Source organism: Achromobacter sp. ES-001, assembly GCF_019448355.1.
In the GTDB taxonomy this organism is placed as follows: domain Bacteria; phylum Pseudomonadota; class Gammaproteobacteria; order Burkholderiales; family Burkholderiaceae_B; genus Achromobacter; species Achromobacter spanius_B.
In genome coordinates, this window is sequence record NZ_CP079940.1 from 2,218,089 (window position 1) to 2,241,640 (window position 23,552).

The window sequence follows — 23,552 nt, forward strand, 5'->3', positions numbered from 1 at the left end:
GATGGGGCTTGTCAATTCGCCGGGCTGTTGGCTGGGTTGTGCACCGGATTGCTGGCCGGGGCGTCGCTAACGTCGGCGTCTTCGTTGGACGCCGCGCCGTCCTGCTGGCGCGCCCACATTCCGGCGTAGACGCCGCGTTGCGCCAGCAGCTGCGGATGGCGGCCGCGTTCGATGATGCGGCCTTCGGACAGCACGATGATCTCGTCGGCGTCGGCCACAGTGGATAGGCGGTGCGCGATGATCAGCGTGCTGCGGCCCTGGCTGACTTCGCGCAGGTTCGCCTGGATCTCGCGTTCGGTGTGGGTGTCCAGCGCGCTGGTGGCTTCGTCGAACAGGAAAATGGCGGGGTTCTTCAGGATGGTGCGGGCGATGGCTACGCGCTGCTTTTCGCCGCCAGATAGTTTCAGGCCGCGCTCGCCTACCATGGTCTGGTAGCCGTCCGGCATGGTCATGATCAGGTCGTGAATGTGCGCCAAGCGCGCGGCCGCCTGGATCTCGGCCTCGGTCGCGCCGGGCCGGCCGTAGCCGATGTTGTAGTGAATGGTGTCGTTGAACAGCACGGTGTCTTGCGGCACCACGCCGATCGCGGCGCGCAGGCTGGCCTGGGTGACGTTGCGCACGTCCTGGCCGTCGACCAGGATGGCGCCGCTGTCCGCGTCGTAGAAGCGGAACAGCAGGCGGGCGATGGTGGATTTGCCCGCGCCCGACGTGCCGACCACCGCAACGGTCTTGCCCGCCGCAATGGTGAAACTCACGCCCTTCAAGATGGGGCGGCGCGCGTCATAGCCAAAATACACGTCGCGAAATTCCACCTGGCCACCCGCCACGCGCAGCGGCAGGGCGTCGGGGCGGTCGGCCACTTCGCGGTCCTGCCCCAAGAGTTCGAACATGCGTTCCATGTCGATCATGGCCTGCTTGATTTCGCGGTAGATGAAGCCGAAGAAGCTCAGGGGCTGGTACAGCTGCAACAGGTAGGTGTTGACCAGGACAAAATCGCCCAGCGTGTAGCGGCCCTGGGCGATGCCGGTGGCGGCCATCCACATCACCAGCGTCAAGCCCACTGAAATGATGGCGGCCTGGCCCACGTTCAGAATCGACAAGCTGACCTGGCTGCGCACGGCGGCGCGCTCGTAGCGCGTCAGCGAGGCGTCGTAGCGGCGCGCCTCGTGCTCTTCGTTGCCAAAGTACTTGACCGTCTCGTAGTTCAGCAGGCTTTCGATGGCCTTGGTGTTGGCTTCTGAATCGGTTTCGTTCATCTGGCGCCGGAACTTGGCGCGCCATTCCGTGACGGCAAGGGTATAGGCCATGTACAGGATGACTGTCGCGCCGGTGGCCGCGGCCAGCCAGATGTCGAACATCTTCCACAGCACAATACACACCAGCCCGATTTCAAAGAACGTGGGCAGGATGTTGAACAGCAAAAACGACAGCAGCGTCTGGATGCCCTTGGTGCCGCGTTCAATGGCCCGTGTCAGCCCGCCGGTCTGGCGCGACAGGTGAAAACGCAGCGCCAACGCGTGCAGGTGGCGAAAGATCTGCAAGCCCACCGCGCGGATGGCGTGCTGGCCGACGCGGGCAAAGATGGCGTCGCGCAATTCCGAGAACAGCAGCGACAGCACGCGCGCGGTGCCATAGGCCAGGATCAGGCCCAGCGGCACCGTCACCGCGCCGGGCGCACCCTTGCCCAGTTCGTCGATGGCGTGCTTGTAGATCAGTGGCACATAAACGGTGGCCGCCTTGGCCGCGAACAGGCACAGCAATGCGGCCACGACGCGCACCTTGAGCCCGGTCTTGCCGGGCGGCCACAAGTACGGGAACAGGGTGCGCAAGGTAGAAAAACCGCCGCGATTCTTCGGGGGCGCGTCAGGGGAATTCATGGCTGGCCTTGGGGGGCGAAAGCGGGGGGTGGAGCGGTGTGAAGGGCATTATCCGGCACGGGCGCTATTATTTGGGTGATAACCCCTGGTATTTGCGGACCATTGCCTGGGGATGTCGGACCGGTATCGCAATGTGGGCGCAGCTCGGCAAGCCCGCTTTTTTATCTCTTCAATCCGGGGTTGGCCGGGCTGTGCCCCTGGATTGCGCGACCTGGCGCGTATTCGCCGTGCGAGCGTTGCGTTGCATGTTTCGGAGGGCTTATGGCGAAGGTACCCGCAGTGAAATTGAACGACGGCAGCAACATCCCGCAACTGGGGCTGGGCGTTTGGCAGGTGCCCGATGACCAGGCGGCCGCCAGCGTCAAGGAAGCCTTGGCGGCCGGCTACCGGTCGGTGGACACGGCGGCCATCTACGGCAACGAGGCAGGTGTGGGCGCGGGCTTGCGCGCATCGGGCGTGGCGCGCAAGGACCTGTTCATCACCACCAAGCTGTGGAACGACAAGCACGGCTATGACGACGCCCACAAGGCCATGGATGAAAGCCTGGAAAAGCTGGGCCTGGCCTATGTGGACCTGTACCTGATCCACTGGCCGGTGGCGGGCAGCACCCAGTTCCTGGATGCCTGGCGCGCGATGGTCGAAATGAAGGAAGACGGCCGCGCGCGTTCGATCGGGGTGTCCAACTTCACGCAGGCCAACCTGCAACAGTTGATCGAGACGTCTGGCGTCACGCCGGCGGTCAATCAGATCGAGCTGCATCCGGGCTTCGCCCAGCACGAGCTACGGGCCTTCCACGCCAAGCACGGCATCGCCACCGAATCCTGGAGCCCCTTGGCACAGGGCGGCGTGACGAAAGAAAAAGTCATCGTGGACCTGGCCGCCAAGCACGGCAAGTCTCCGGCGCAGGTCACGCTGCGCTGGCACGTGCAAAGCGGCCTTATCGTGATCCCGAAGTCGGTCACGCCCGCCCGCATCCGCGAGAACATCGACATTTTTGATTTTGACCTGTCGGCGGATGAGATGGCCGCGATTGACGGCATCAAGAACGGCGCGCGGCTGGGGCCGGACCCGGAACAATTCGGCCGATAGCCGGCTGGGGAAGGCGGGTTCAATGGCCGGGCTCAAGGTCTGGACTCAAGGGCCGGGACAACGCCCCGGGATCGGGTCCAGGACCGGCCCAGGACAGGGCGCGAGACTGGGGCGCGGGACTAGGGCGTCGGATGGGGCAGCGGGGCCCCATGAACCGCCTAGTGTTTCAGCGGGAACACCCAGTACCGGACGATGACCCCCAGCAGGATGGTCAACGTGATCCACGACGCCCAGTGCCAGGCGCCCGTGCCCAACAGCGCGGCCAACAGGCCAAAGACGCTGAGCACGCCCAGCAGGATGGGCGCGCCCCATACGAACATGAAGCCGCGACCTGTGCGGCCTTTGGTGTGGCGGGCGCTCATGCCGGATTCCTTTGCGGGGCGGCGGCGGCCTGGTGCTTTTTCACCAGCTCGTTGATGCGCGCCTCGGTGGCGCGGCGCCGCGCAATCCACAGGTACAGGCCGCTGACCAGCACCACGATGGTGATGAGATCAAGCAAGGCCCAGATGATCTTCAGCGGCAGGCCCGCGTAATCGCCAAAGTGCAGCGGGCGCGACACTTCCAGCGCGGTCAGGTACCACGGCATTTTGGCCACGGTAGTCAGTTCGCCGGTTCTGCCATCGACCAGCACGGGCGTGTTCAGCTTCGAGGTCAGCGGCGTGTCGCCACGCATCCAGGCGATGTAGTGGTGCGGGCTGCCGAAAGCGTTGCCCGGAAAGGCGATGAATGACACCTCGTTGCCCGGCATGGCTTTCTTGGCCGTGTCGGCCGCCAGTTGCGCCGAGGCCAGCTGGGTGGGCACGGTCTGGCCCTTGTAGGGTTCCAGAATGCGGACCAATTCGGTGGACTGCCACAGGCGGAACAACGGGGTCGACAGTTCGTTGATGACGCCGGTAAAGCCCACCACGAAGGCCCATACCAGCGTCACGATGCCCAGCAGGTTGTGCAGGTCCAGCCATTTCAGGCGCGTGGACCGGGCGGCGCGGACGGTGCCGAATTCCAGCTTTTTCATGAACGGGCCGTACAACACCACGCCCGATACGATAGCCACGCAGAACAGCAGCCCCATGAAGCCCAGGAACAGCTCGCCCGGCAAGCCGGCAAACAAATCCACATGCAGGGCCAGCATGATGCCCATGAACGAGAACTTGTCTTCGGTATACAGCGGGCCTTCCAGCAGCACGTCGCCGGTGCGGCCGTCCATGCGGACCGCGTGCCCGGACGCCTGGCCATCACCTGGCTTCTTGGCCATGCCGACATACACCTGGGGCTCGTCGGGGTCGAAGAACAGGTAATCAACCACTTCGCCCGGATACATGGTCAGGGCGCTGGCGACCAGTTTGTCCAGATTGGCGGGCGGCGTGTTGGCCGGCACGTTGGACAGCGGCTTGGCGTCATCCAGCCAGTGCTCGATTTCATGGTGAAAAACCAGCGGCAAGCCCGTCAGGCAGATGATGAGCAGGAAGATGGTGCAAACCAGGCTGGTCCACTTGTGGATCCAGTACCAGGTTTTGATGGTGGACGCGGCTGTCATGGCGGCGGAAGGGGGCGGCGGCGCGCGCGGCCCTCTTTAAGCTGTTTGTGAGGAAGGCGGAACATTATCACGAATAATAGCGATTCTCGTAACGGAATATTTGACCCCCGGATGGTCAGCGGTGCAAGGCCGGCGTCAACTAAAGCGGGTTAAAAAGACAGGTCGGGAGATACCGGGCGCAAGCCGCCACGGTTTGTTTCAAGGGACGGGTCTTGCTCGCCCCGCAACCGGCAGTCGAGAAGCATCATGGAGCAGCGATTTTTAAAAGTCCCGCGTAACGAGCATGGCCGCGATTTCGCGGTCGGCGACGTGCACGGTCATTTTTCGCGTTTGCAGGAAAGCCTGGACCGGCTGGGTTTCGACCCGGCCCGCGACCGGCTCTTTTCCGTGGGCGATCTGGTTGATCGCGGACCTGAAAGCGAAGCCGCGCTGCAATGGCTGGCCCAGCCCTGGTTTTACGCGGTCCAGGGCAACCACGAAGACTATGCGATTCGTCATGTGCGCACCGGCAAGGTGGACGTGACCAATTGGCGCGGTTACGGCGGCGGCTGGTTCCTGGACCTGCCCGTCGACCAGCAGCAAGTGTTTGCCGACGCGTTTGCCCAGCTTCCCATCGCGATCGAAGTCGAAACCCGCGAGGGCGCGGTGGGCCTGCTGCATGCGGATTGCCCGGTGCTGTTCTGGCCGCGCCTGGAGTTCGCGCTGCAAGATCGCTACAAGCGCACCAGCGCGACGTGCCAGTGGTCGCGCGACCGCTTGCGGCAGATGAACCGCACCGGCATCCAGGGCGTGCGGGCGGTGGTGGCCGGGCACACGCCCGTGGCCGCGCCGCTGGTCCTGGGCAACGTCTATCACATCGATACCGAAGGCTGGCGATCCGGCTACTTCACGTTCCTGGACCTGGAATCGCTGACGGCCTGGCCGCGCGAGGTCGTGACCGAGCTGGCGGTAGAGGAATAGGCCGTCGGGCGCTGGGGACGAGGGAGGGGGCCGTTTAACGGTCACCGTGGAACGAGAAAGCAGGGAAACGACACGGGCGCCGCAAAGGGCGCCCGTGTCGTTTTTCAGCGTTGGTCGGTTACAGCGTTGGTCGGTTACAGCGGCCGGGCGATGACCGAGCTGGACGTAGTTACCGCGCTGGCGCGCGCAGCGGCATCTTCCGCGCTGCCGGCAGCAGGCAGGGTGGCCGCCGCAGCTCCCGCCGCCGGTACGCCCGAAGCCGGTACGCCAGCAGCCGGTATGCCCGCCGCCGGTAGTCCAGACGTCGCGACGCCCGCCATGACCCCCGGCGCAACATTCGCGGCGCTGGGTACCGGAATGGGCTGCAACGGCGGCTGCACGGCGCTGTTGTTCGAATTTTGCGGCAGCGCGGCGCCACCCGGGCTCGGCAGCGGCTTGACGGACGTGTCCACGCCATCCGTGCTGCGGTTGTTGTTCAGGAAATCGGTCAGCGCATCGCCCGACGACAAATCCAGCGACGCCACCGCCTGCCCGGGCGGGAATTCCGCGAAATAGTATTCGCCGTTTTCCACCAGCAACCCGTCCGGACGCGGCGACTGCTTGGCTTCGGGCATGCCCTTCAAGACCGGCTGCATGTAGTCCAGCCACGTGGACAACGCCAGGCCGCTGCCGAATTCGTTGGTGCCCAGCGACTTGGGCTGGTCAAAGCCCATCCAGACGGTCGTGGCCAGATCGGGCGTGAAGCCCGAGAACCAGACGTCCACCGCGTCGTTGGTGGTGCCCGTCTTGCCGCCGACGTCGTTGCGCTTCAGCACCTGGTGCGCGCGCGCGGCCGTGCCGCTAGTCGTAACCCCGCGCAGGATGTCGTCCATGACCCAGGCGGTGCGCGGGTCGATAGCGCGCGCCGCTTCGTCGCCCGCCTTGACGGGCTGCGCCTGCATCAGCACTTTGCCCGAACGGTCGGTGACGTGGTCCACCAGGTACGGCGTCACGCGATAGCCGCCGTTGGCGAAGACGCCATAGCCATTGACCACTTGCAACGGCGTGGCGCCACCCGCGCCCAGCGCCAGCGGCAGCACCGCCGGCCAGCGCGATTTGTCAAAGCCGAAACGGGTCAGGTAGTCCTGGGCGTACTGCGGCGAAATCGCTTGCAGGATGCGGATCGACACCATGTTCTTGGACCGGTACAAGCCCTGGCGCAACGTCAGCATGGGTTCGTACTTGTTGCCGTCGTTCTTGGGCTGCCAGTCCTTGGAGCCCGTTTGCGCGGCCGTCAGCATGAACGGCTGGTCGGAGATCTGCGTGGCGGGGGTAAAGCCGCGTTCCAGCGCCGCGGCGTAGACGAACGGCTTGATGTTGGAACCGGGCTGGCGCCAGGCCTGCGTCACGCGGTTGAAGTTGCCCCGGTTGTAGTCAAAGCCGCCGATCATGGCGCGGATCGCGCCATCTTGCGGCGCCATCGACACCAACGCCGCTTGCAGCGCCGGCATGTTGATGATTTCCCAGGTGTCGCTGTCCTTGCCACCCGTTTTGTGGATGTACACGACCGAACCGCGACGGATGCGCTGGCTGTCGCTGGCCTTGGGGTTCAAGGCGCGCGCCACCACGGCCAGCGCCTTCTTGTCCGAAATGGTGATGATGTCGCGCGCGCTGCGGGCCACCTTCACTTCGGCAGGGCTGGCCGACAGGACGACCGCCGCCAGCAGGTCCTCGCTGTCCGGCGTCTTGTCTTGCACGCCGTCCAGAATCTCGTCCAGCGCCTGGGCATCGCTTTCGACGCCGTCAGGCAGGTCGATCTGATCTTCCGGGCCGGGATATACGGCGCGGCGCGTGTAGTCCATGACGCCATCGCGCACCGCGCGGTAAGCGGCTTCCTGGGCCTTGGAATCGATGGTGGTGTAGACGTCGATGCCCTTGGAATACGTTTCTTCCTGGAACACGCCGTACATCAACTGGCGTGCCAGTTCCGACGGGTAATCGCCATGCACGGCGAAGCCGCGCGCGCTGGTGCCGTCAGCCCCCCGGATCGTCAGGCGTTGCTTGAGCGCTTCGTCGGCCTGCTCGGGCGTCAGGTAGCCCAGCGCCTTCATGCGGCCCAGCACGTAGTGCTGGCGAATTTCGGCACGCGGGAAATTGGTGATGGGGTTGAAGCGCGACGGAGCCTTGGGGATGCCGGCCAGCATGGCGGCTTCCGCCGGGGTCACTTCCGACAGCGGCTTGCCAAAGTAAGCGCGCGACGCGGCCGCGAAGCCATAGGCGCGGTGCCCCAGGTAGATCTGGTTCATGTAGAGCTCAAGGATCTGGTCCTTGGTCAGCTCGTTTTCGATCTTGAACGTGAGCAGCAGCTCGTACAGCTTGCGCGAATAGGTCTTTTCGGAAGACAGATAGAAATTGCGCGCCACCTGCATCGTGATCGTGCTGCCGCCTTGCGACTTCGAGCCCTTGACCACGTTGGTCAGTACCGCGCGCGCCACGCCCATCCAGTCGACACCGCCGTGGCTGTAGAAGCGGTCGTCCTCGGCCGCCAGCACGGCCTGGCGCATCACCGGCGGGATTTCATCAAACCGCAGCACGTTGCGGTGTTCTTCGCCGTATTCGCCGATTAGCACCTTGTCGGCCGTGTAGATGCGCAGCGGCACGCGCGGCCGGTAGTCGGTCATGGCGTGCAGATCGGGCAGGCTGGGCCAGGCCAGGGCCAATGCCAGCCCAAGCACGACGGCCCCGCACGCGCCGACGCCGGCCGCGACGATGCCCGTCTTGACCAGGATGCGTTTCCAGGGAAGGCCCGATTTGCCGCCCGGGTTGGCGGAGGATTGCTGGGGGGTGCTCATTGCAGGCGATTCTAGGACAGAACGCTATAGACCAGCCATGGCGTCATAAGGTTTCAGTAACCAAACTTGCCGAAGCCAAGTGGGGGGCGTGTGCCGCGGTAGATATAGGGACGGGGTCTAGCATACGCGCGACGCGGCTTGCGTGCGCGAGCGACGGGAATTGCGCTGTGAAATGTATTGCGCGCCGTGACAAACAGCAAGGCCGGTTGCATGCGCCTGTTGTGATTCAGCTTTCGGTAAGGCGCCAGGAGCCCTGTTGATACCGCTGCGGCGGCGCGCCCAACGCGCGGTGGAACATGGCGCTGAACGCGCTGGTGCTGCGGTATCCCAGGTCGGCCGCGATGCGGGCAACGGGCACGCCTTCCGACAAGCGGCAGACCGCGTCGGCCAGGCGCACCTGTTGTACCCATTGCCGGTAATTCAGGCCCAGTTCGGCCTGGAACAGCCGGATCAGCGTGCGCGCGCTGGCGCCGACCTCGTTGCCCCAGGCTTCCATGCCGCGTTGCAGGCCGGGCTGGTCCAGGATGGCCGCGCAGATGGTCTGCAAGCGGCGGTCTCGCGGCCAGGGGATTTGTATGGGCAGCACGCGCGCGGCCGCTAGTTCAGACAGGATCAACGCGGCGATCTGCTCGGCCCGGCCTCCCAGCGGGTAGTCGATGGGCTCGGCCGTCAGTGCCAGGATCAGTTCGCGCAGCAGGCCGCTCACTTCCACCACCTGGGGTTGCCGCCAGTAGCCGGCGGCGGCATCGGCCTGGATGTAAAGCGAGCGCATCGACACGGCGCCCACCATGTCCACCCCATGAGGCACGCCGGCCGGCACCCACAAGGCGCGCAGCGGCGGCAGCGCCCAGAAGCCGCTGGGTGTGGTGACGCGCATCACGCCTTCGGCCGCGTAGATCAGCTGCGCGCGGGGATGCGAGTGCGCGCCCGTTTGCGCGCCCGCGCGAAATTCCTTGGCCAGCGCGGTGACGACGCGCGGGCGGTCCTGGTAGTCCTGCGCGTTGATGCTGCGGGCGGGGTCGGGCGGGGCAAGACGGGTGGCCATGATGTCACTTCCAACCAAAGGATGAGGCCGCGACGGCGGGCAGGATGCCGCTATTTTGTCACTTGCCCGATGAAAATTGGCAGATCTTCGCAGCGGCCGGTTTCTACACTGATGGCTGGTTTGGCTGTCAGCCAAACACAACCCCATCGCAAAAGCCGCCCATGACCCCCGCCCAAAATCCCGTTGCCGGCATGTCGGACGCCATGGTGCCCGCGCCCGCTGCGCAGGCGACCGCCGCCACGTCCGCCGCCCCGTCCACCACCCCATCCACCCCCCCATCCACCGCCTATAAAGTGCTGGGCGCGATCAGCGTGGCACATTTGATGAACGACATGATCCAGTCGATCCTGTTGGCCATCTACCCCATGTTGAAGGATTCGTTCAGCCTGTCCTTCGCACAGATCGGGCTGATCACCTTGGTCTATCAGTTGGCGGCCTCGCTGCTGCAACCCTTCATCGGCCTGTACACCGACCGCCATCCCAAGCCCTATTCGCTGCCCGTGGGAATGAGCTTCACGCTGGCTGGGCTATTGCTGCTGTCGGTGGCGCCGTCGTTCGGCTGGCTGCTGGTGGCCGCCGTGCTGGTCGGCACGGGGTCGTCGGTGTTCCACCCGGAATCGTCGCGGGTGGCGCGCATGGCCTCGGGCGGCCGGCACGGCTTGGCGCAGTCGCTGTTCCAGGTGGGGGGCAACGTGGGGTCGGCGCTGGGGCCGCTGCTGGCGGCGCTGTTCATCATTCCGCACGGCCAGCGCAGCGTGGCCTGGTTTGCCTTCGCGGCACTATTCGGCATCGTGGTGCTGATCGGTATCGGCCGTTGGTACAGCGCCAACCGCGTCATGTTGAAGCCGCGCGCGCGCACGGCGGGCGCCGGCAATGGGCTGTCGCGCAATCGGGTGATCGGTGCGCTGGCGGTGCTGGGCGTGCTGATATTTTCCAAGTACTTCTATCTGGCCAGCCTGAACAGCTATTTCACTTTCTACCTGATCGACAAGTTCGGTTTGTCGGTGCGCGAGGCGCAGCTGTACCTGTTCCTGTTCCTGGCCGCAGTCGCGGTGGGCACGGTGGTGGGCGGGCCGGTGGGCGACCGCATCGGCCGCAAGATCGTCATCTGGGTGTCGATCCTGGGCGTAGCGCCCTTCACCTTGCTGCTGCCCCACGCCAATCTGTTCTGGACGGCGGCGCTGGTGGTGGTGATCGGCATGGTGCTGGCGTCGGCGTTTTCGGCCATCGTCGTCTACGCGCAGGAATTGGTGCCGGGCAAGGTGGGCATGATTGCCGGGCTGTTCTTCGGCTTTGCCTTCGGCATGGGCGGGGTGGGGGCGGCCGCGCTGGGCAAGCTGGCCGACGCCACCAGCATTGGCTATGTGTACCAGGTGTGCGCGTATCTGCCGCTGTTGGGCGTGGTGGCAATCTTGCTGCCTAACGTGGAAAAGCCGCGCTGATGCAGTCCCGCGTTGATTCCCTACGCCAAACCAGCACGGATCTTCGGACGAAGGGGTAGTGCTTTTGGCCGACTGGCGGGGACGAACCACAATAATTAATCTAGGGTTTGCCCTTCGTTCCTTTCGATTGTCAGTTACCTGAAAGGTTTAACTGTCAAATACTGCAAACGGGTGAACCGGGCGCTCCTGGCTTGGCGTATTCTTCTGGACATGCCGCGCTATCGTCTTGGCGCGGGAGGTAAAGGTTCAGGACAACGTCGCGCCCTCGCTTCGGCGGATCGCCGTCACGCGGGGCGGCGGCTTTTCGTCCTTCTGGTAACAAAAAGCATCAAGCATGCTGACGTGTAACGCGTATCCATCCATGAACCCAGTGCAACGGCAGGTCTGAACCGACGGCATTTGTTCCCAAGGCGCGGCCGGCAAAAAACCATGACGACTTCTTTGTTCTTCCTGATGTGGGCGCTGGCCACGGCCTTGGCGCTACCGCTGTTGCTGCCGTTCCAGTCGCGCGGGGTCAAGGGCGTGCGTGCGTTCATCGCCGCCAACACGCTGGCCGTGCTGGCGCTGCTGGCCTTCGCCGCCGCCAAGCTTGTGCCGCCGGGCGCCTACATCATGGCGTCGAACGCGGCTTGGGTATGCGCAATCAGCCTGGTGTATGTGGGCGTGCGCCAGTTCTTCGGGCTGCGGCCGCATATCGCGCGCACCTCCGGCGTCACGGCGGCGGGTGTGCTGGCCTTTGCGCTGCTGCTGTATGGCGCGGACCACCTGCCAGAACGCATGCTGCTCAATTCCGGCTTTACCTGCATCAGCGCGCTGCTGACCGGGCGGGTCATCTACCAGCAGCGCGCAAAGATCCGCACCCCCGGCGTGATGCTGTATCTGATGCTGGCCATATTCGGGCTGGCGGCGCTGCACGCAACGCGGGTGGTGGTCTATGGGTTCGGTTTCGTGAAGCCCGTGTCCTTGCTTGAACCGTCATCCTGGGGGCTGTTCTTCATTGTGTGCGGTTCGGTGACGGTGCCGGCGCTGTTCCTGGCGTTGCTGCTGCTGGTGCAGACGTGGCTATCCGAGCAGATGCAGGCGGCCCTGACGTTCGACAGCCTGACGCACGCCTATTCCCGCCGCAGCATCCTGGATGAACTGGAACGCGAGTTGCAGCGCTGTAGCCGCTCCGGCGGTCCGCTGGCCGTGCTGGTGCTGGACATCGACCATTTCAAATCCATCAACGACCGCTACGGCCATGCGGCGGGCGACACCGCGCTGCGCCATTTCGCCAAGGTCGCGCAGCACGCCGTGCGCGGCGCCGACCGCTTCGGCCGCCTGGGCGGCGAGGAGTTCGTGCTGTTGATGGTGGACTGCGACCCGGCGCGGGCGCTGGTGCACGCGCAGCGCGTCTGCGATGCACTGCGCGATACGCCGCTTTACCTGCAAGGGGTGGAAGTGCCCATGACCGCCAGCGGTGGTCTGGCCACGTACCAGCCCGGCGATAGCGCCGATGTGATCCTGGCGCGCGCCGACGTGGCGCTATACCGCGCCAAGGAGCAAGGGCGCGACCGGGTGGAAATGGCGTTTGGCGCGCGCGGCGCGGGCCGCGTGCACGTGGGCGGGCTGGCCGGCATGGCGCCAGCGGCAAACGCGCCGCTGGTGACTCATGAAGGCGCGGGGAACTAAGGCTTGAGGTGTTCCGTCAGGAACTTTTCCATCGCTTCGTAGAACTCGAACTTGTTCTCGTCGTTGTGGAAACCGTGGCCTTCGTTGTCCTTGACCATGTATTCCACTTCAACCCCGCGCGCCTTCAACGCCGCCACCATCTGGTCGCTTTCGTCTTTGGCCACGCGCGGGTCCTTGGCGCCTTGTGCAACGAACAGCGGCGTCTTGATCTTGTCCGCGTGCAGCGCGGGCGAGGTCGCGGCCAGCCGGTCCTTATCGCGTTCGGGGTGGCCGACCATGTCCTGCATCTTGTCCAGCATGGGCTTCCAGTACGGCGGAATGGACTTCATGAACGTGAACAGATTGGACACGCCCACGTAGTCCACGGCCGCCGCGTACAGGTCTGGCGTGAACGTCACGCCAGCCAGCGTGGCGTAGCCGCCGTAGCTGGCGCCATAGATGCCGATGCGCTTGGGGTCGGCGATGCCTTGCTTGACCAGCCACTGAACGCCATCGGTGATGTCGTCCTGCATTTTCAGGCCCCATTGCCCGAAGCCGGCTTCCCAGAACGCGCGGCCATAACCCGTCGAGCCACGGAAGTTCATTTGCAGCACGCAGAAACCGCGGTTGGCCAGGAATTGGGTTTCGGGGTTGTAGCCCCAGCCGTCGCGTGCCCACGGCCCGCCGTGCGGGTTGACGATGCAAGGCAGGTTCTTGGGATCGCGGCCCGCGGGCAGCGTCAGGTAGCCGTGGATGGTCAGGCCGTCGCGGCTTTGGTAGCTGATGGGCCGCACTTGCGACATGTCGGCTTCCGGAATGGCCGGGTTGATGTCGGCCAGCTTGGTCAGCGTGTCGGTGTTGGCGTCGTACAAGTAGCGCGAGCCCGGCGTGCGGTCGTTGTAGGCCGCCACGATGAACACGGTTTCGTCGCTGTTGGACCCTTGCAGGGCGATGTCATAGCCCTTGAGCTTGTCGGACAGTTTCTTGAACAGCGCTTCGGACTGCGCGTCGAAGAACTTGTATTGCGGCTTGTCGGTCTGGTAGGCGGCCAGCGTCAGCACGCGGCGCTTGCGCGAGTAGCCCGCGCCGTCCAGGTCGACGGTGTCGGGCGTGAAGATTTCTTCTTCGACATCCGGTTGCGCCGGGTCGATGACCACCAGCGACAGCTTGTCGCGGCCACGGTTGCTCAGGGCGTAGATCTTCTTGTCGTCGAACGTGAAGAACGACGGGCTGACGTTGGTGCGGTAATCGGTGGTGATCAGCGGGCGGAAGTCGGACGCTTCGTTGTCGCGGTAGAGCAGGGTGGTGTTCAGGCCGTCGCTGGTGACGGCGGCGCGCACCTTGCCCGCATGGTCGGTCTGCCAGCCCACGATGTTGCCCGGGTTCTGCGCTACCAGCACGGCGGCGCCAGTGTGGACGTTGACGCGGTACACGTCAAAGACCTCGGGGTTGCGTTGGTTGTGGCTGATCAGGACGTGGTCGGGGTCGTCTTCAAGATCGTCTTCGATGCTGGCGCGCGCGCCTTCATAGGGCGTCAGGTCGGTGATCTTGCCCGTCTTGGCGTTGACGGCCAGTACGTGGAAGTTCTCGTCGCCGCCAAAGTCCTTCTGATAGAGCACCACGTCGGCGCCCTTCCAGAAGTAGTTGGAGATATCGCGCGCGGTTTCGCTGGTCAGTTGGCGGGGTTCGCCCACCAGCTGGCTGCCTTGCAGCGGCTGCACGTAAATGTTCATGCGGGCCGGGTTGCCGTCCACGCTGGTGGGCTGCATGAAGGCCAGGGTGCGGCCGTCGTCGGCCAGGCGGAAGAAGCCGCGTTCCGGGTTGCGGAAAAAGTCCTTCAGGGGATAGGCGCGGGGCGGGGGCTGGGTGGCGCAGGCGCCCAGCGTGGTGCCGACGATACTGGCGGCCAGAATGGTGCGCGTCATGAAGGAAAACAAGGCAGGACCTCCGCGATTTCAATGCGGTCGATAATGCCATAGTCGCGCGGGCGGTGTCGAACCGACCCCACTTATGCCGCCGTGCCGTTTGCGGGATAATCGCGGCAATTCATCTGGAGAATTACATGTACAGGAATCTGGTCGCGGCATCGGCGCTGGCGCTGGGCCTGGCGGGTTGCTCGCTGGGCATCTCGCAGGACAGCGCATCCCCGCACAGCGAATTCAAGGCGCCGGTCGCGTTCAAGGACGCCTACGCCACCGTGATCCGGCAGTCGAACAACTGCCTGCGCAGCACCGACAACGCCTATCGCGTGGTGTCCGACCTGAACGAGGCGGCGCAGTCGGGCGTGGTGCGCGTGCTGGCCCCGTATACCGACAACGAAATGTCACGCGTGGACCTCAAGGCCAATGGCCCGGCAAGCACCGACGTGAAGATCGTGATGTGGGGCAAGGGCACCTGGGACGCCGCCGCGATGCGTGCCATGCAGGACGCCATCTACTACAGCATCACGTCGTGCAGCACCTACATGCCGCTGGACCCGCGCCCGCCCGTCAAGCCGTCGCGCGACCTGCCCAACTGAGCGCCGTCGCGCGACCTGCCCGACTCAGCGCGCGCGACCTGTGCAACTAAGCGCCGCGCGCGACCTATGCAACTTGCGCCGCGCGCGACCTGTGCAACTTGCGGCGCGCGTCACATCCCAAGGGCGGCGCCGTTCAATCGCCGCCCGGGCGGCGGCGGATGATCTTGAAGGTTGCCGTGGCGCGCGCCACCAGTTCGCCGTCGGCGCGTCGGATGTCGCCTTCACAGAAGGCGATGGACGCGCCCCGGCGCAGGCAGCGCGCTTCAATGACCAGGTCGCCCGTGCCGGGAGACAGGAACGTGGTGTTCATGTCGATGGTGGCCATGCCTTCGGTGGCATCGGCGGACCCGCGTGCCGCCGCGCTGAGGGTAAAGTCCAGCACGCTCATCAGCGTGCCGCCGTGCACGTCGCCCCGGCTGTTGGTCAGGTCCTGGCGCCACGGCAGGGTGGTGCGGGCGAATCCCGGTGCAACGCTCTCGGGCACCAGCCCGATGAAGTGCATGAAGGGTATCGTCAGGCCGAAATAGTCAGTGGATGCAGAGGCAGAGGCGGTCATGAGCGTAGGCAAGATGGGTAAGCGGATAGAGCCGGTCATAATATATTTTTTTGCAGTGCCCGCCAGCGTGCAACGGCGACGGGCGCATCGTCTTCACTGGAATGTCTGAACTCTTGCGCAAGATCGTGCATGTGGACATGGACGCGTTCTACGCGTCCGTGGAGCAGCGCGACAATCCCGACCTGCGCGGCAAGCCCGTGGTGGTGGCCTGGACCGGGCCGCGCTCGGTTGTCTGCGCGGCGTCCTACGAGGCGCGGCGCTTTGGCATTCATTCGGCCATGTCCGCCATCCGTGCCGAACGCCTGTGCCCGCAAGCCATCTATGTGCCGCCGGACTTCAACCGCTATCGCGAGGTGTCGCGCCAGATCCGGCAGATATTCGGCCGCCATACCGACTTGATCGAACCGCTGTCGCTGGACGAAGCCTACCTGGACGTGACGCATAACAAAGGCGGGCTGCCCTCGGCGACCGAAGTGGCTCAGGTCATCCGCCATCAAATCCGCGAAGAAACCGGCCTGACCGCGTCGGCCGGCATCGCGCCCAACAAATTCCTGGCCAAGATTGCCTCTGACTGGAACAAGCCCGACGGGCAGTTCGTCATCCGGCCCACGAAGGTGCTGGAATTTCTGCAACCGCTGCCGGTGCGCAAAGTGCCGGGAGTGGGCAAGGTGACGCAGGCGCGGCTGGAGCAGTTGGGCATCCACACGGTGGGCGACCTGGCCACGCACAGCCTGGAAGAACTGGCCCACTATTTCGGGCGCTACGGGCGCCGCCTGTACGAGCTGGCGCGCGGTATCGACGATCGCGAAGTGCAAACCGACCAGCCCTTGCAGCAGGTGTCGGCCGAGACCACGTTTTCGGAAGATATCCGGCTGGACGCGTTGGGCGATGCCATCGACCGCATGGCGGGCAAGGTGTGGGACCAGGCGTTAAAGAAAGGCGCGCTGGGGCGCACGGTGGTCCTGAAGTTGAAGACCGACCGGTTTCGCATCCTGACGCGCAGTCAGACCAGCCTGAATCCGCCGGGGTCGGCGGCCGAACTGGCGGCGTTGGCCAGGCTGTTGTGCGAACGGGTGGAACTGCCGCCGGAAACGTTGTACCGGCTGGCAGGCGTCGGGATGAGCAATTTTGCCGATCCCGCCGAGCAGTCGCGCCAGCCCGATTTGTTCGGCGGCACGTTTTAACTGCCCGGCGCCGGGTCAGGCCAGCCGGGCCTTGACCTGTTGCGACAACGCCGTCATGTCGGCGCGGCCGGCCAGCGCCTGCTTGAGCAGCGCCATGACCTTGCCCATGGCGGGCGCGCCCGTCACGCCTTGCGCGGCCACTTCGGCCAGCGCGGCGTCGATGGCGGCGGCCACTTCTTCAGGGCTTGCGGCCTGCGGCAAGAACTCTTGCAGCACCAGCAATTCGGCCTTTTCCTGTTCAGCGGTTTCCGTGCGCCCGGCTTGTTCGAAGGCGGCGATGGATTCGCGCCGCTGCTTGACCTGCTTTTCGATGATGGCGGTGATTTCGGCGTCGTTCAGGTCGCGGCGTTCGTCCACTTCCTTTTGCTTGACGGCGGCCAGCAGGAAACGCAGGGTCGTCAGGCGTTCGGAAGCCTTGGCGCGCATGGCGTCCTTGACGGCATCGGACAGGCGGGTCTTGAGCGTAGCAGTGCTCATATGTGAACCTTTTGGGTGGTGTTGCGGCAATTCGCAAGTGTAAATCGGGCGGACCCGGATCGGGCCAGCATCTAGCCGGCGTCGGGCCGGCTTCGGCCCGGCTTACTTCACGCGGGCCAGATCCCCGCGCAGCGCCACGCCGGCCACCACGGCGCCCGCGTGGCATTCGTAGTCGGTCTTGCTGCTGGTTTCGTTTTTGCGATAGTAGCTGACGATGTTCGTCACGGCATTCGCGCCGGCCTTCTTGGCGGCTTCATGCAGCGAGATCACCGCCGATTGCGCCGCCCACAGGCACGCTTCCGGGTCTTTCTTGGCAAACGCGTTGGTCTTGCGGTTGGTGACCACGTTGGCTTCCAGCACCTGGCCCTTCGGACCCGTGCCCGCCAGGTAGAACTTGACGCTGCCGTCGATCTTGCCGGCGGCCAGGGCGGCGTCGATGGCCGGTTGCAGGGGCAGGAAGACGGTGCGGTCGGCGGCCAGTACCTGGGTCGAGCAGGCCAGCGACAGGGACAGAGCGCCAAAGAGCTTGTGGGTGATCTTCATGAAGTGCGTTTTCCGAGAATGAAAGTTGGGAAGAAGGCAGAAAGAAGGCGAAAAGAAGGTGAAAAGTCGGTGAAAAAAGGCGAATGGATGGAACAGGTCAATGCCGACCCGGCAAGGCCAGGCCGGCAACGCCCGACGCGGCTCAGGACCAGCGCCGGAAAATCAGTGAGGTGTTGATGCCGCCGAACGCGAAGTTATTGTTCATGACGTATTCATTGCTCATGCGGCGGCCTTCGCCTTGCAGATAGTCCAGGTCGCCGCAACGCGGATCGATGTTGCGTAGATTCAGCGTGGGCGCGTACCAGTCGCGGTTCAACATCTCGATGCTGAACCACGACTCCAGCACGCCGCAGGCGCCCAGCGTGTGGCCCAGATAGCTTTTCTGCGTGCTGATCGGCATGCGCGCGCCAAACAGCGCGTGCGTGGCCTGCGTTTCGGCGATATCGCCTTGTTCGGTCGCGGTGCCGTGGCCGTTCACGTAGCCGATGGCTTCCGGCGGCAGGCCGGCGTCCGCCAGCGCCATCTGCATGGCGACGCGCATGGTGGCCGCCTCGGGCCGCGTGATGTGCGTGCCGTCCGAGTTGCTGCCGAATCCCACCACTTCCGCATGGATGTGCGCCCCGCGCGCCAGTGCATGGTCCAGCGATTCCAGCACCAGCATGCCGCTGCCTTCGCCGATGACCAGGCCGTCGCGGTCGCGGTCGTAAGGGCGCGGCGTCAGTTCCGGCGTGTCGTTCTGCTGGCTGGTGGCATACAGCGCGTCAAACACCAGCGCTTCGCTGGCGCACAGTTCTTCCGCGCCGCCGGCCAGCATCATGTCCTGGCGGCCATAGCGGATGGCCTCGTAGGCGTAGCCGATGCCCTGGCTGCCCGAGGTGCAGGCGCTGGAGGTCGGAATGATGCGGCCCTTCAGCTCGAAGAAGATGCCCACGTTGGCCGCCGTGGTGTGCGGCATCATGCGCACATAGGAATTGGCGTTCAGGTCGTCGGTGACGCCGTTCAGCAGCATGTTGCCGAACGCGCGGATCTCGGCGGTGCTGCCCACCGACGACCCGCACGCCACGCCCATGCGGCCATCGGTGATGCTGGGCTCGCCCAGCAACGACGCATCGGCCAGCGCCAGCTCGGCGGCGCGCACGGCCAGTTGCGACACGCGGCCCATGCTGCGCAATTGCTTGCGCGTCCAGTGCGAGGGCACCTTGAAGTCTTCCACGGGCCCGGCCAGCCGCGTGTTCAGTTCGGCAAAGCGCGCCCAATCCGGCATGGCGCGGATGGCGCTGCGGCCCGATTCGAATGCTTGTTGCACGCTGGCCCAGTCCGAACCCAGCGCGCTGATGCCGGCCATGCCGGTGACCACAACCCGTTTCATCAGCACAACCCTCCGTTGACCGCGATGACCTGGCGCGTGATGTAGGCGGCGCCCGGCGACATCAGGAAGGCCACCGTGGCGGCCACCTCTTCGGGCTTGCCCATGCGCTGGGCCGGCACCGCTTTCAGAATTTCTTCCACGGGCACGTGCTCGTCGATCATGTCGGTATCGATCAGGCCCGGCGCCACGCAGTTCACGGTGATCTGGCGCTTGGCCAGTTCAACGGCCAGCGCTTTGGCCGCCCCGATCAGCCCCGCCTTGGACGCGCTGTAGTTGACCTGGCCACGGTTGCCCACCAGCCCGGACACCGACGCCATGCAGACCACGCGGCCCGGCGCGCGGCGCCGGATCATGGGCATGGCCAGCGGGCTCAGCACGTTGTAGAAGCCGTCCAGGTTGGTGCGCATCACCTGGTCCCAGTCGTCGGCCGTCAAGGCCGGGAAGGCGCCGTCGCGTGTCAGTCCGGCGTTGAGCACCACGCCGTAATACGCGCCGTGCGCTTCTACGTCCGCTTGCAGCACGGCCGCGCACTGTGCACGGTCGGACACGTCGAATTGCAGCACGCGCGCCTGGCGGCCGCGCGCGATGACCTCTGCCTGCACGGCCTCGGCCTGTTCGCGTTGCTGGCGGCAGTGCAGGACAAGATCGTGGCCGGCGTCGGCCAGTGCCAAGGCAATGGCGCGGCCGATGCCACGGCTTGATCCGGTTACAAGAATGGGGGCTGCGTTCATGTCAGGGAAGCTTCCTGGGTAAATTCGTCGGGGTCCTTGGGCTGATAGACGTTCAGCCGGGCGTGGGCCAGCAGGCGGGATTCGTCGCGCAGCTCGCATTCGAAGACGCTCATGCCGCTGGCATCGATCAAGCCGCGTTGGACATGGATGGTCAGGGCCGCGCCGGCGGGCAGGGTGTCCGCGTGGCAGTCATAGCGCCGGGTGCCAAGCAGGAATCCCAGCTTGACCGGGGCGTCGGCTTCGCGCGCCTGGCAACCGGCCCAGGCGCCCACCGCTTGCGCCATCAGCTCCATGCCTAGCCAGGGCGGCAACGAGCCGTCCGGCAGCGAGTACGGGCCGGGTTTGATGACGGTGCGGGCGGTGAGACTGTCGGCGTCATAGCCTTGCACCGCGTCGATCAGGATCATGTTGCCGGCATGCGGCAATAGGGCGGCAACGGGCCACGGGCAGGCTTTCATGGGCGGGCTCCCAGGATCAGGCTGGCGTTGTTGCCGCCGAACGCAAAGGAATTGCTCATTGCGATACGGGGGCGGCCCGACGCATAGCGATGCTGGCCGTTGCTGAAATTCAGCGCGGGCAGCGCCGGGTCGGCCTGGCCATCCCAGGTGTGGGGCATGAGCCGGCCGTCGGGATTCATGGCGGACAGCGTGATCCAGGCCAGCGCGGCTTCCATGGCGCCGGCCGCGCCCAGCGTGTGGCCGGTCAACGCCTTGGTGGACGCGCAGGGCACGCCTTCGGGGAACACGGCATGCATGGCGTGGCTTTCCATCGCGTCGTTGTGCGGGGTGCCGGTGCCGTGCAGGTTGACCCAGCCGATGTCGGCAGGCGCCAGCCGCGCGGCCTGCAAGGCGGCCAGCATGGCCTGGCGCGCGCCCGCGCCCGACGGCTCGGGCGCCGACATATGCCAGGCGTCCGAGCTGGCACCGCCGCCCAGCAGCGCCACGGCGTTGGCGTCATCGGCGTCGCGCTGCATCACGAACAGCACGCCGGCTTCGCCGATATTGATGCCACGGCGGTTGACCGAGAACGGCTGGCAAAGCGCGTCGTCCACCGCTTCCAGCGTGGCGAAGCCATTGATCGTCAGGCGGCAAAGCGTGTCCGCGCCGCCGCACACCACCGCGTCGCAAAGGCCCAGGCTCAGCAGTCGGCGCGCGGACAGCAGCGCGCGGGCGCTGGAAGTGCAGGCGGTCGACAGCGTGTAAGCCGGCCCGGTCAGGCACAGATGCGCCGCCAGGAACGCAGCGGGCGAGGACAGGGCCTGACGGCGATAGTCGTAGTCGGCGGGCCAGGCGCCTTGCGCCGCCAAGGTGCGGAAGGCGGGCGCGTTGTCGTTGACGCCTGACGTGCTGGTGCCCAGCACCACCGCGATGCGGCCGGGTCCGTGGCGGGCGATGGCGCGCCGCAATTGCGGGGCGATCTGTTCGGCGCAGGCCAGCAGCAAGCGGTTGTTGCGGCTGTGCAGATGGTCGGGCAAGGGGGGGGCCGCGGCCATGGCCAGGATGTCGCCGGGCGGGGCGTCTGAGGAGCCAGCGGTGGCCTTGGCAAGCATGTCGCGCGGGGCGGCGGCCGAGGTGCCAGGTGGGATGTCGCCAGCTGTGTTGGCGGCGGTGGGGGCGCGAGTGTCGGCGGCGGTGCCAGGAAACGCCGGCAAGGGGCCGACATAAGCGCCCAGCGTCAGGCTGCGGTCGTGGACCCAGCCGGCCTGTGCGCGCATGCCGCGCGTGTCGCCATCGAAGGCGGCTTGGGCGACGGCGTTCACTCCTGCGCCCAACGCGCAGACGATGCCGGGGGTGCCTAGCCAAGTGTTCACGGCAGTTCCTTGAGCGGCGCGACGCGCCAGGTGACGCCATCGGCGCCGGTAATCGAAAAAACGTCGGGCTGCGAGGGTTGCGCCCAACGCACCGTCCAGCGCACCTCGCCGCGATCCAGCAGGCTGCGTACCGCCGTGCCGTCATCTTGCTGCCGCGCGCGCCATGCGCCCGCGCCATAAGCGGCGTCCAGCTGGGCCTGCGGCGTCCACGCGAATATCAGTGCGGCAAACAGATCGCGCGCCTGGGCGTTGGGCCGCATGAATCCGTCGTTGCGCCAGTGGCCGCCCTCGAGCATCTGCCGCGCTTGCGGCACGCCCATCGGGTCGAACAGCGACCAGCGCAGCGCCGCCCCTTCGCGCTGCACCACCAGCATCGTGTCCACGCTGGGCTGGTCGGCGGCCACCTGCACGACGTGCAGCTGGCGCGGCACGGCAAACCCGGCGTCGCGGGCGGGCAAGGGTGGCGCGCCGGCGCAGCCGGCCAGCCCGATCAGCACGGCCAGCAACGCCGCCGTGGCCAGCGCGCGCCGGGCCGACTTGCGCACGGGCAAGGGCAAGCGCTGCACCACGCCAAGGCGGGGTACGGGCAGGGGCAGGCGTGCAAAAACGCCATGTGTGTGCACGGATACGGGCGGGCGTGGCGAAGCGGCTTGCATCATCGGTCTCAGGCGGGTTCGGCTTGCGTGGCGGCGCCACGGCAAAGCTCGCTTAGCATGCGCAGGCGGCGTTGCGGGCTGGCGACAAAGGGGTTGGCGGTGTCCCACGCGTAGCCGGCCAGAATCGAGCTGATCATCCGGCGGATTTCGGGCTGCGGGTTCTTGTGGAACACCACGTCCTGGAATTCGCCGCTGTACCAGCCTTGCACATAGGCGCGGAAGGTCTCTACGCCCAGCATCAAGGGGTCGGCAAAATCGGCCTGCCAGTCCACCACTTCGCCGCCCAGCTGGCGGTGCAGGGCGTCGGTGGCCAACTTGGACGAGCGTAGCGCGATGGTCACGCCGGATGAAAACACCGGGTCCAGGAATTCGGCCGCGTTGCCCAGCAGCGCGTAGCCGGGCCCGTACAGCCGGGTGACGCTGGCGGAATATCCGCCGATGGTATTGGCCGGCGTGTCCCACACGGCATTGGCCAGCACGCGCTTGAGGTTCGGCGCGGCAGCGGCCATCTCACGCAGGGTCGACATCAGGTCCTGGTCGGGGCCACCGAACAGATCCTGCCCCCCAACCACGCCGAACGAGCAGCGGCCGTTCGAAAACGGAATCAGCCAGTACCAGATGCCCGGCTGCTCGGGGTGCACGCTGATCAGGATTTTCTCGCGGTCAAAGCCGGGGTCGTCGATGCGGTCTTCGATGTGCGTGAAGATGGCCTTGCGCGGCGGCATCGAGGACGGGCGTTCCAAATCCAGCAAGCGCGCCAGCACGCGGCCATAGCCGCTGGCGTCCAGCACGAAGCGGCTCTTGACCTGGTAGCCGGCGCCGTCGGCGCCGCGCACGTCCAGCAGCGGTTGGTCGCCGCTGAAATCCGCGGCCGTGACTTCTTGCAGGTAGCGCACGTCCACGCCCTGGCGCGCGGCATCGTCGGCCAGCACTTTGTCGAACTGCGCGCGCTGCACCTGGAAGGTGGTGCCAGGGCCGGCGGTGAACTTGTCGCGAAAATCAAAGTAGGTGTAGTCGTCGCCCCGCGCAAAGGCGGCGCCGTTTTTCACCTGAAAGCCCGCCGCGTTGACGGCAGGCATCATGCCGGATTCTTCAACGAATTCCAGGCAGTGCGCCAGCAGGCTTTCGCCAATTGAAAAGCGCGGAAATTGCTGGCGTTCCAGCATCAGCACATCATGGCCTTGCCGCTTGAGCAGGGCCGCCGCAACCGCACCGGCGGGACCTGCTCCGATGACGACGACTTCACGATGTTCCATGTGGGGTGATTCCATGTAGGGGGG

General features: G+C 65.7%; 21 protein-coding genes. 6 read left to right on the forward strand and 15 right to left on the reverse strand.

All coding sequences use genetic code 11. From position 1 onward, the window contains the following. Positions 1 to 11: 11 nt before the first annotated feature. On the reverse strand, positions 12 to 1,877 hold the full coding sequence (locus KYT87_RS10060; RefSeq protein WP_219992149.1) for an ABC transporter ATP-binding protein/permease: 1,866 nt from the start codon (positions 1,875 to 1,877) through the stop codon (positions 12 to 14). A gap of 261 nt (positions 1,878 to 2,138) precedes the next feature. On the opposite strand from KYT87_RS10060, the gene KYT87_RS10065 reads away from it, so the two are divergent. After that, positions 2,139 to 2,966: an aldo/keto reductase gene (locus KYT87_RS10065; protein WP_219992150.1), complete on the forward strand. Its 828-nt coding sequence runs from the start codon at positions 2,139 to 2,141 to the stop codon at positions 2,964 to 2,966. Between the two features lie 158 nt (positions 2,967 to 3,124). On the opposite strand, the gene KYT87_RS10070 is transcribed toward KYT87_RS10065, so the two are convergent. Both KYT87_RS10070 and KYT87_RS10075 read right to left on the reverse strand, forming a co-directional pair. Further along, the gene (locus tag KYT87_RS10070; RefSeq protein ID WP_046807407.1) at positions 3,125 to 3,328 is read right to left on the reverse strand and encodes a hypothetical protein; all 204 of its coding nucleotides are present in this window, start codon (positions 3,326 to 3,328) and stop codon (positions 3,125 to 3,127) included. Further along, entirely contained in the window at positions 3,325 to 4,500 is a 1,176-nt protein-coding gene (locus KYT87_RS10075; protein WP_046807406.1) for a PepSY domain-containing protein, read from the reverse strand. The genes KYT87_RS10070 and KYT87_RS10075 overlap by 4 nt, the downstream gene beginning before the upstream one ends. 246 nt (positions 4,501 to 4,746) lie before the next feature. Between KYT87_RS10075 and KYT87_RS10080 the strand changes: the two genes are divergently transcribed. After that, positions 4,747 to 5,460 carry a metallophosphoesterase gene (locus tag KYT87_RS10080; protein ID WP_046807405.1) on the forward strand — a complete coding sequence of 238 codons (714 nt, stop codon included), beginning with the start codon at positions 4,747 to 4,749 and terminating at the stop codon, positions 5,458 to 5,460. Between the two features lie 134 nt (positions 5,461 to 5,594). Here the strand turns inward: KYT87_RS10080 and KYT87_RS10085 are convergent, their stop codons facing one another. Together KYT87_RS10085 and KYT87_RS10090 are read right to left on the reverse strand one after the other, a co-directional pair. After that, positions 5,595 to 8,291: a penicillin-binding protein 1A gene (locus KYT87_RS10085; RefSeq protein ID WP_219992151.1), complete on the reverse strand. Its 2,697-nt coding sequence runs from the start codon at positions 8,289 to 8,291 to the stop codon at positions 5,595 to 5,597. A gap of 226 nt (positions 8,292 to 8,517) precedes the next feature. Continuing rightward, positions 8,518 to 9,336, reverse strand: coding sequence for a helix-turn-helix domain-containing protein (locus tag KYT87_RS10090; RefSeq protein WP_219992152.1), 819 nt, complete (start codon positions 9,334 to 9,336; stop codon positions 8,518 to 8,520). 161 nt (positions 9,337 to 9,497) lie between these two features. On the opposite strand from KYT87_RS10090, the gene KYT87_RS10095 reads away from it, so the two are divergent. Both KYT87_RS10095 and KYT87_RS10100 read left to right on the forward strand, forming a co-directional pair. Continuing rightward, positions 9,498 to 10,778 (forward strand): MFS transporter, encoded by a 1,281-nt coding sequence (locus KYT87_RS10095; protein ID WP_304505150.1) that lies wholly within the window; start codon positions 9,498 to 9,500, stop codon positions 10,776 to 10,778. Positions 10,779 to 11,207: 429 nt separating this feature from the next. Then, positions 11,208 to 12,449: a GGDEF domain-containing protein gene (locus KYT87_RS10100; RefSeq protein ID WP_120154737.1), complete on the forward strand. Its 1,242-nt coding sequence runs from the start codon at positions 11,208 to 11,210 to the stop codon at positions 12,447 to 12,449. Here the strand turns inward: KYT87_RS10100 and KYT87_RS10105 are convergent. Then, positions 12,446 to 14,353 (reverse strand): prolyl oligopeptidase family serine peptidase, encoded by a 1,908-nt coding sequence (locus tag KYT87_RS10105; protein WP_370638758.1) that lies wholly within the window; start codon positions 14,351 to 14,353, stop codon positions 12,446 to 12,448. The two genes, KYT87_RS10100 and KYT87_RS10105, sit on opposite strands and share 4 nt — an antisense overlap. 137 nt (positions 14,354 to 14,490) lie before the next feature. On the opposite strand from KYT87_RS10105, the gene KYT87_RS10110 reads away from it, so the two are divergent. After that, positions 14,491 to 14,946 (forward strand): BPTD_2524 family lipoprotein, encoded by a 456-nt coding sequence (locus KYT87_RS10110; RefSeq protein ID WP_046804510.1) that lies wholly within the window; start codon positions 14,491 to 14,493, stop codon positions 14,944 to 14,946. Positions 14,947 to 15,079: 133 nt separating this feature from the next. Here KYT87_RS10110 and KYT87_RS10115 read toward each other — a convergent pair whose 3' ends face one another. Further along, entirely contained in the window at positions 15,080 to 15,502 is a 423-nt protein-coding gene (locus KYT87_RS10115; protein ID WP_046804511.1) for a PaaI family thioesterase, read from the reverse strand. A 101-nt stretch (positions 15,503 to 15,603) separates the two neighbouring features. Between KYT87_RS10115 and dinB the strand changes: the two genes are divergently transcribed. Further along, on the forward strand, positions 15,604 to 16,686 hold the full coding sequence (gene dinB, locus KYT87_RS10120) for a DNA polymerase IV (RefSeq protein ID WP_120154739.1): 1,083 nt from the start codon (positions 15,604 to 15,606) through the stop codon (positions 16,684 to 16,686). A gap of 15 nt (positions 16,687 to 16,701) precedes the next feature. Here dinB and KYT87_RS10125 read toward each other — a convergent pair whose 3' ends face one another. The 8 genes from KYT87_RS10125 to KYT87_RS10160 all read right to left on the reverse strand — a co-directional run bounded on the left by KYT87_RS10125 (position 16,702) and on the right by KYT87_RS10160 (position 23,528). Beyond that, positions 16,702 to 17,163: a GatB/YqeY domain-containing protein gene (locus KYT87_RS10125; RefSeq protein ID WP_046804513.1), complete on the reverse strand. Its 462-nt coding sequence runs from the start codon at positions 17,161 to 17,163 to the stop codon at positions 16,702 to 16,704. Positions 17,164 to 17,265: 102 nt separating this feature from the next. Next, complete coding sequence (locus KYT87_RS10130; RefSeq protein WP_046804514.1) at positions 17,266 to 17,706, reverse strand: hypothetical protein; 441 nt, start codon at positions 17,704 to 17,706, stop codon at positions 17,266 to 17,268. 142 nt (positions 17,707 to 17,848) lie between these two features. Then, entirely contained in the window at positions 17,849 to 19,075 is a 1,227-nt protein-coding gene (locus tag KYT87_RS10135) for a beta-ketoacyl-ACP synthase (RefSeq protein WP_104145382.1), read from the reverse strand. After that, complete coding sequence (gene fabG / locus KYT87_RS10140) at positions 19,075 to 19,806, reverse strand: 3-oxoacyl-ACP reductase FabG (protein WP_046804516.1); 732 nt, start codon at positions 19,804 to 19,806, stop codon at positions 19,075 to 19,077. Before fabG ends, KYT87_RS10135 begins: the two co-directional genes overlap by 1 nt. After that, entirely contained in the window at positions 19,803 to 20,264 is a 462-nt protein-coding gene (locus KYT87_RS10145; RefSeq protein WP_104145380.1) for a hotdog family protein, read from the reverse strand. Before KYT87_RS10145 ends, fabG begins: the two co-directional genes overlap by 4 nt. After that, entirely contained in the window at positions 20,261 to 21,616 is a 1,356-nt protein-coding gene (locus tag KYT87_RS10150; RefSeq protein ID WP_255594047.1) for a beta-ketoacyl-ACP synthase, read from the reverse strand. Before KYT87_RS10150 ends, KYT87_RS10145 begins: the two co-directional genes overlap by 4 nt. Next, complete coding sequence (locus tag KYT87_RS10155) at positions 21,613 to 22,275, reverse strand: hypothetical protein (RefSeq protein WP_255594049.1); 663 nt, start codon at positions 22,273 to 22,275, stop codon at positions 21,613 to 21,615. Before KYT87_RS10155 ends, KYT87_RS10150 begins: the two co-directional genes overlap by 4 nt. Before the next feature lie 5 nt (positions 22,276 to 22,280). Continuing rightward, entirely contained in the window at positions 22,281 to 23,528 is a 1,248-nt protein-coding gene (locus KYT87_RS10160) for an NAD(P)/FAD-dependent oxidoreductase (RefSeq protein ID WP_219992154.1), read from the reverse strand. Positions 23,529 to 23,552: the final 24 nt, after the last annotated feature.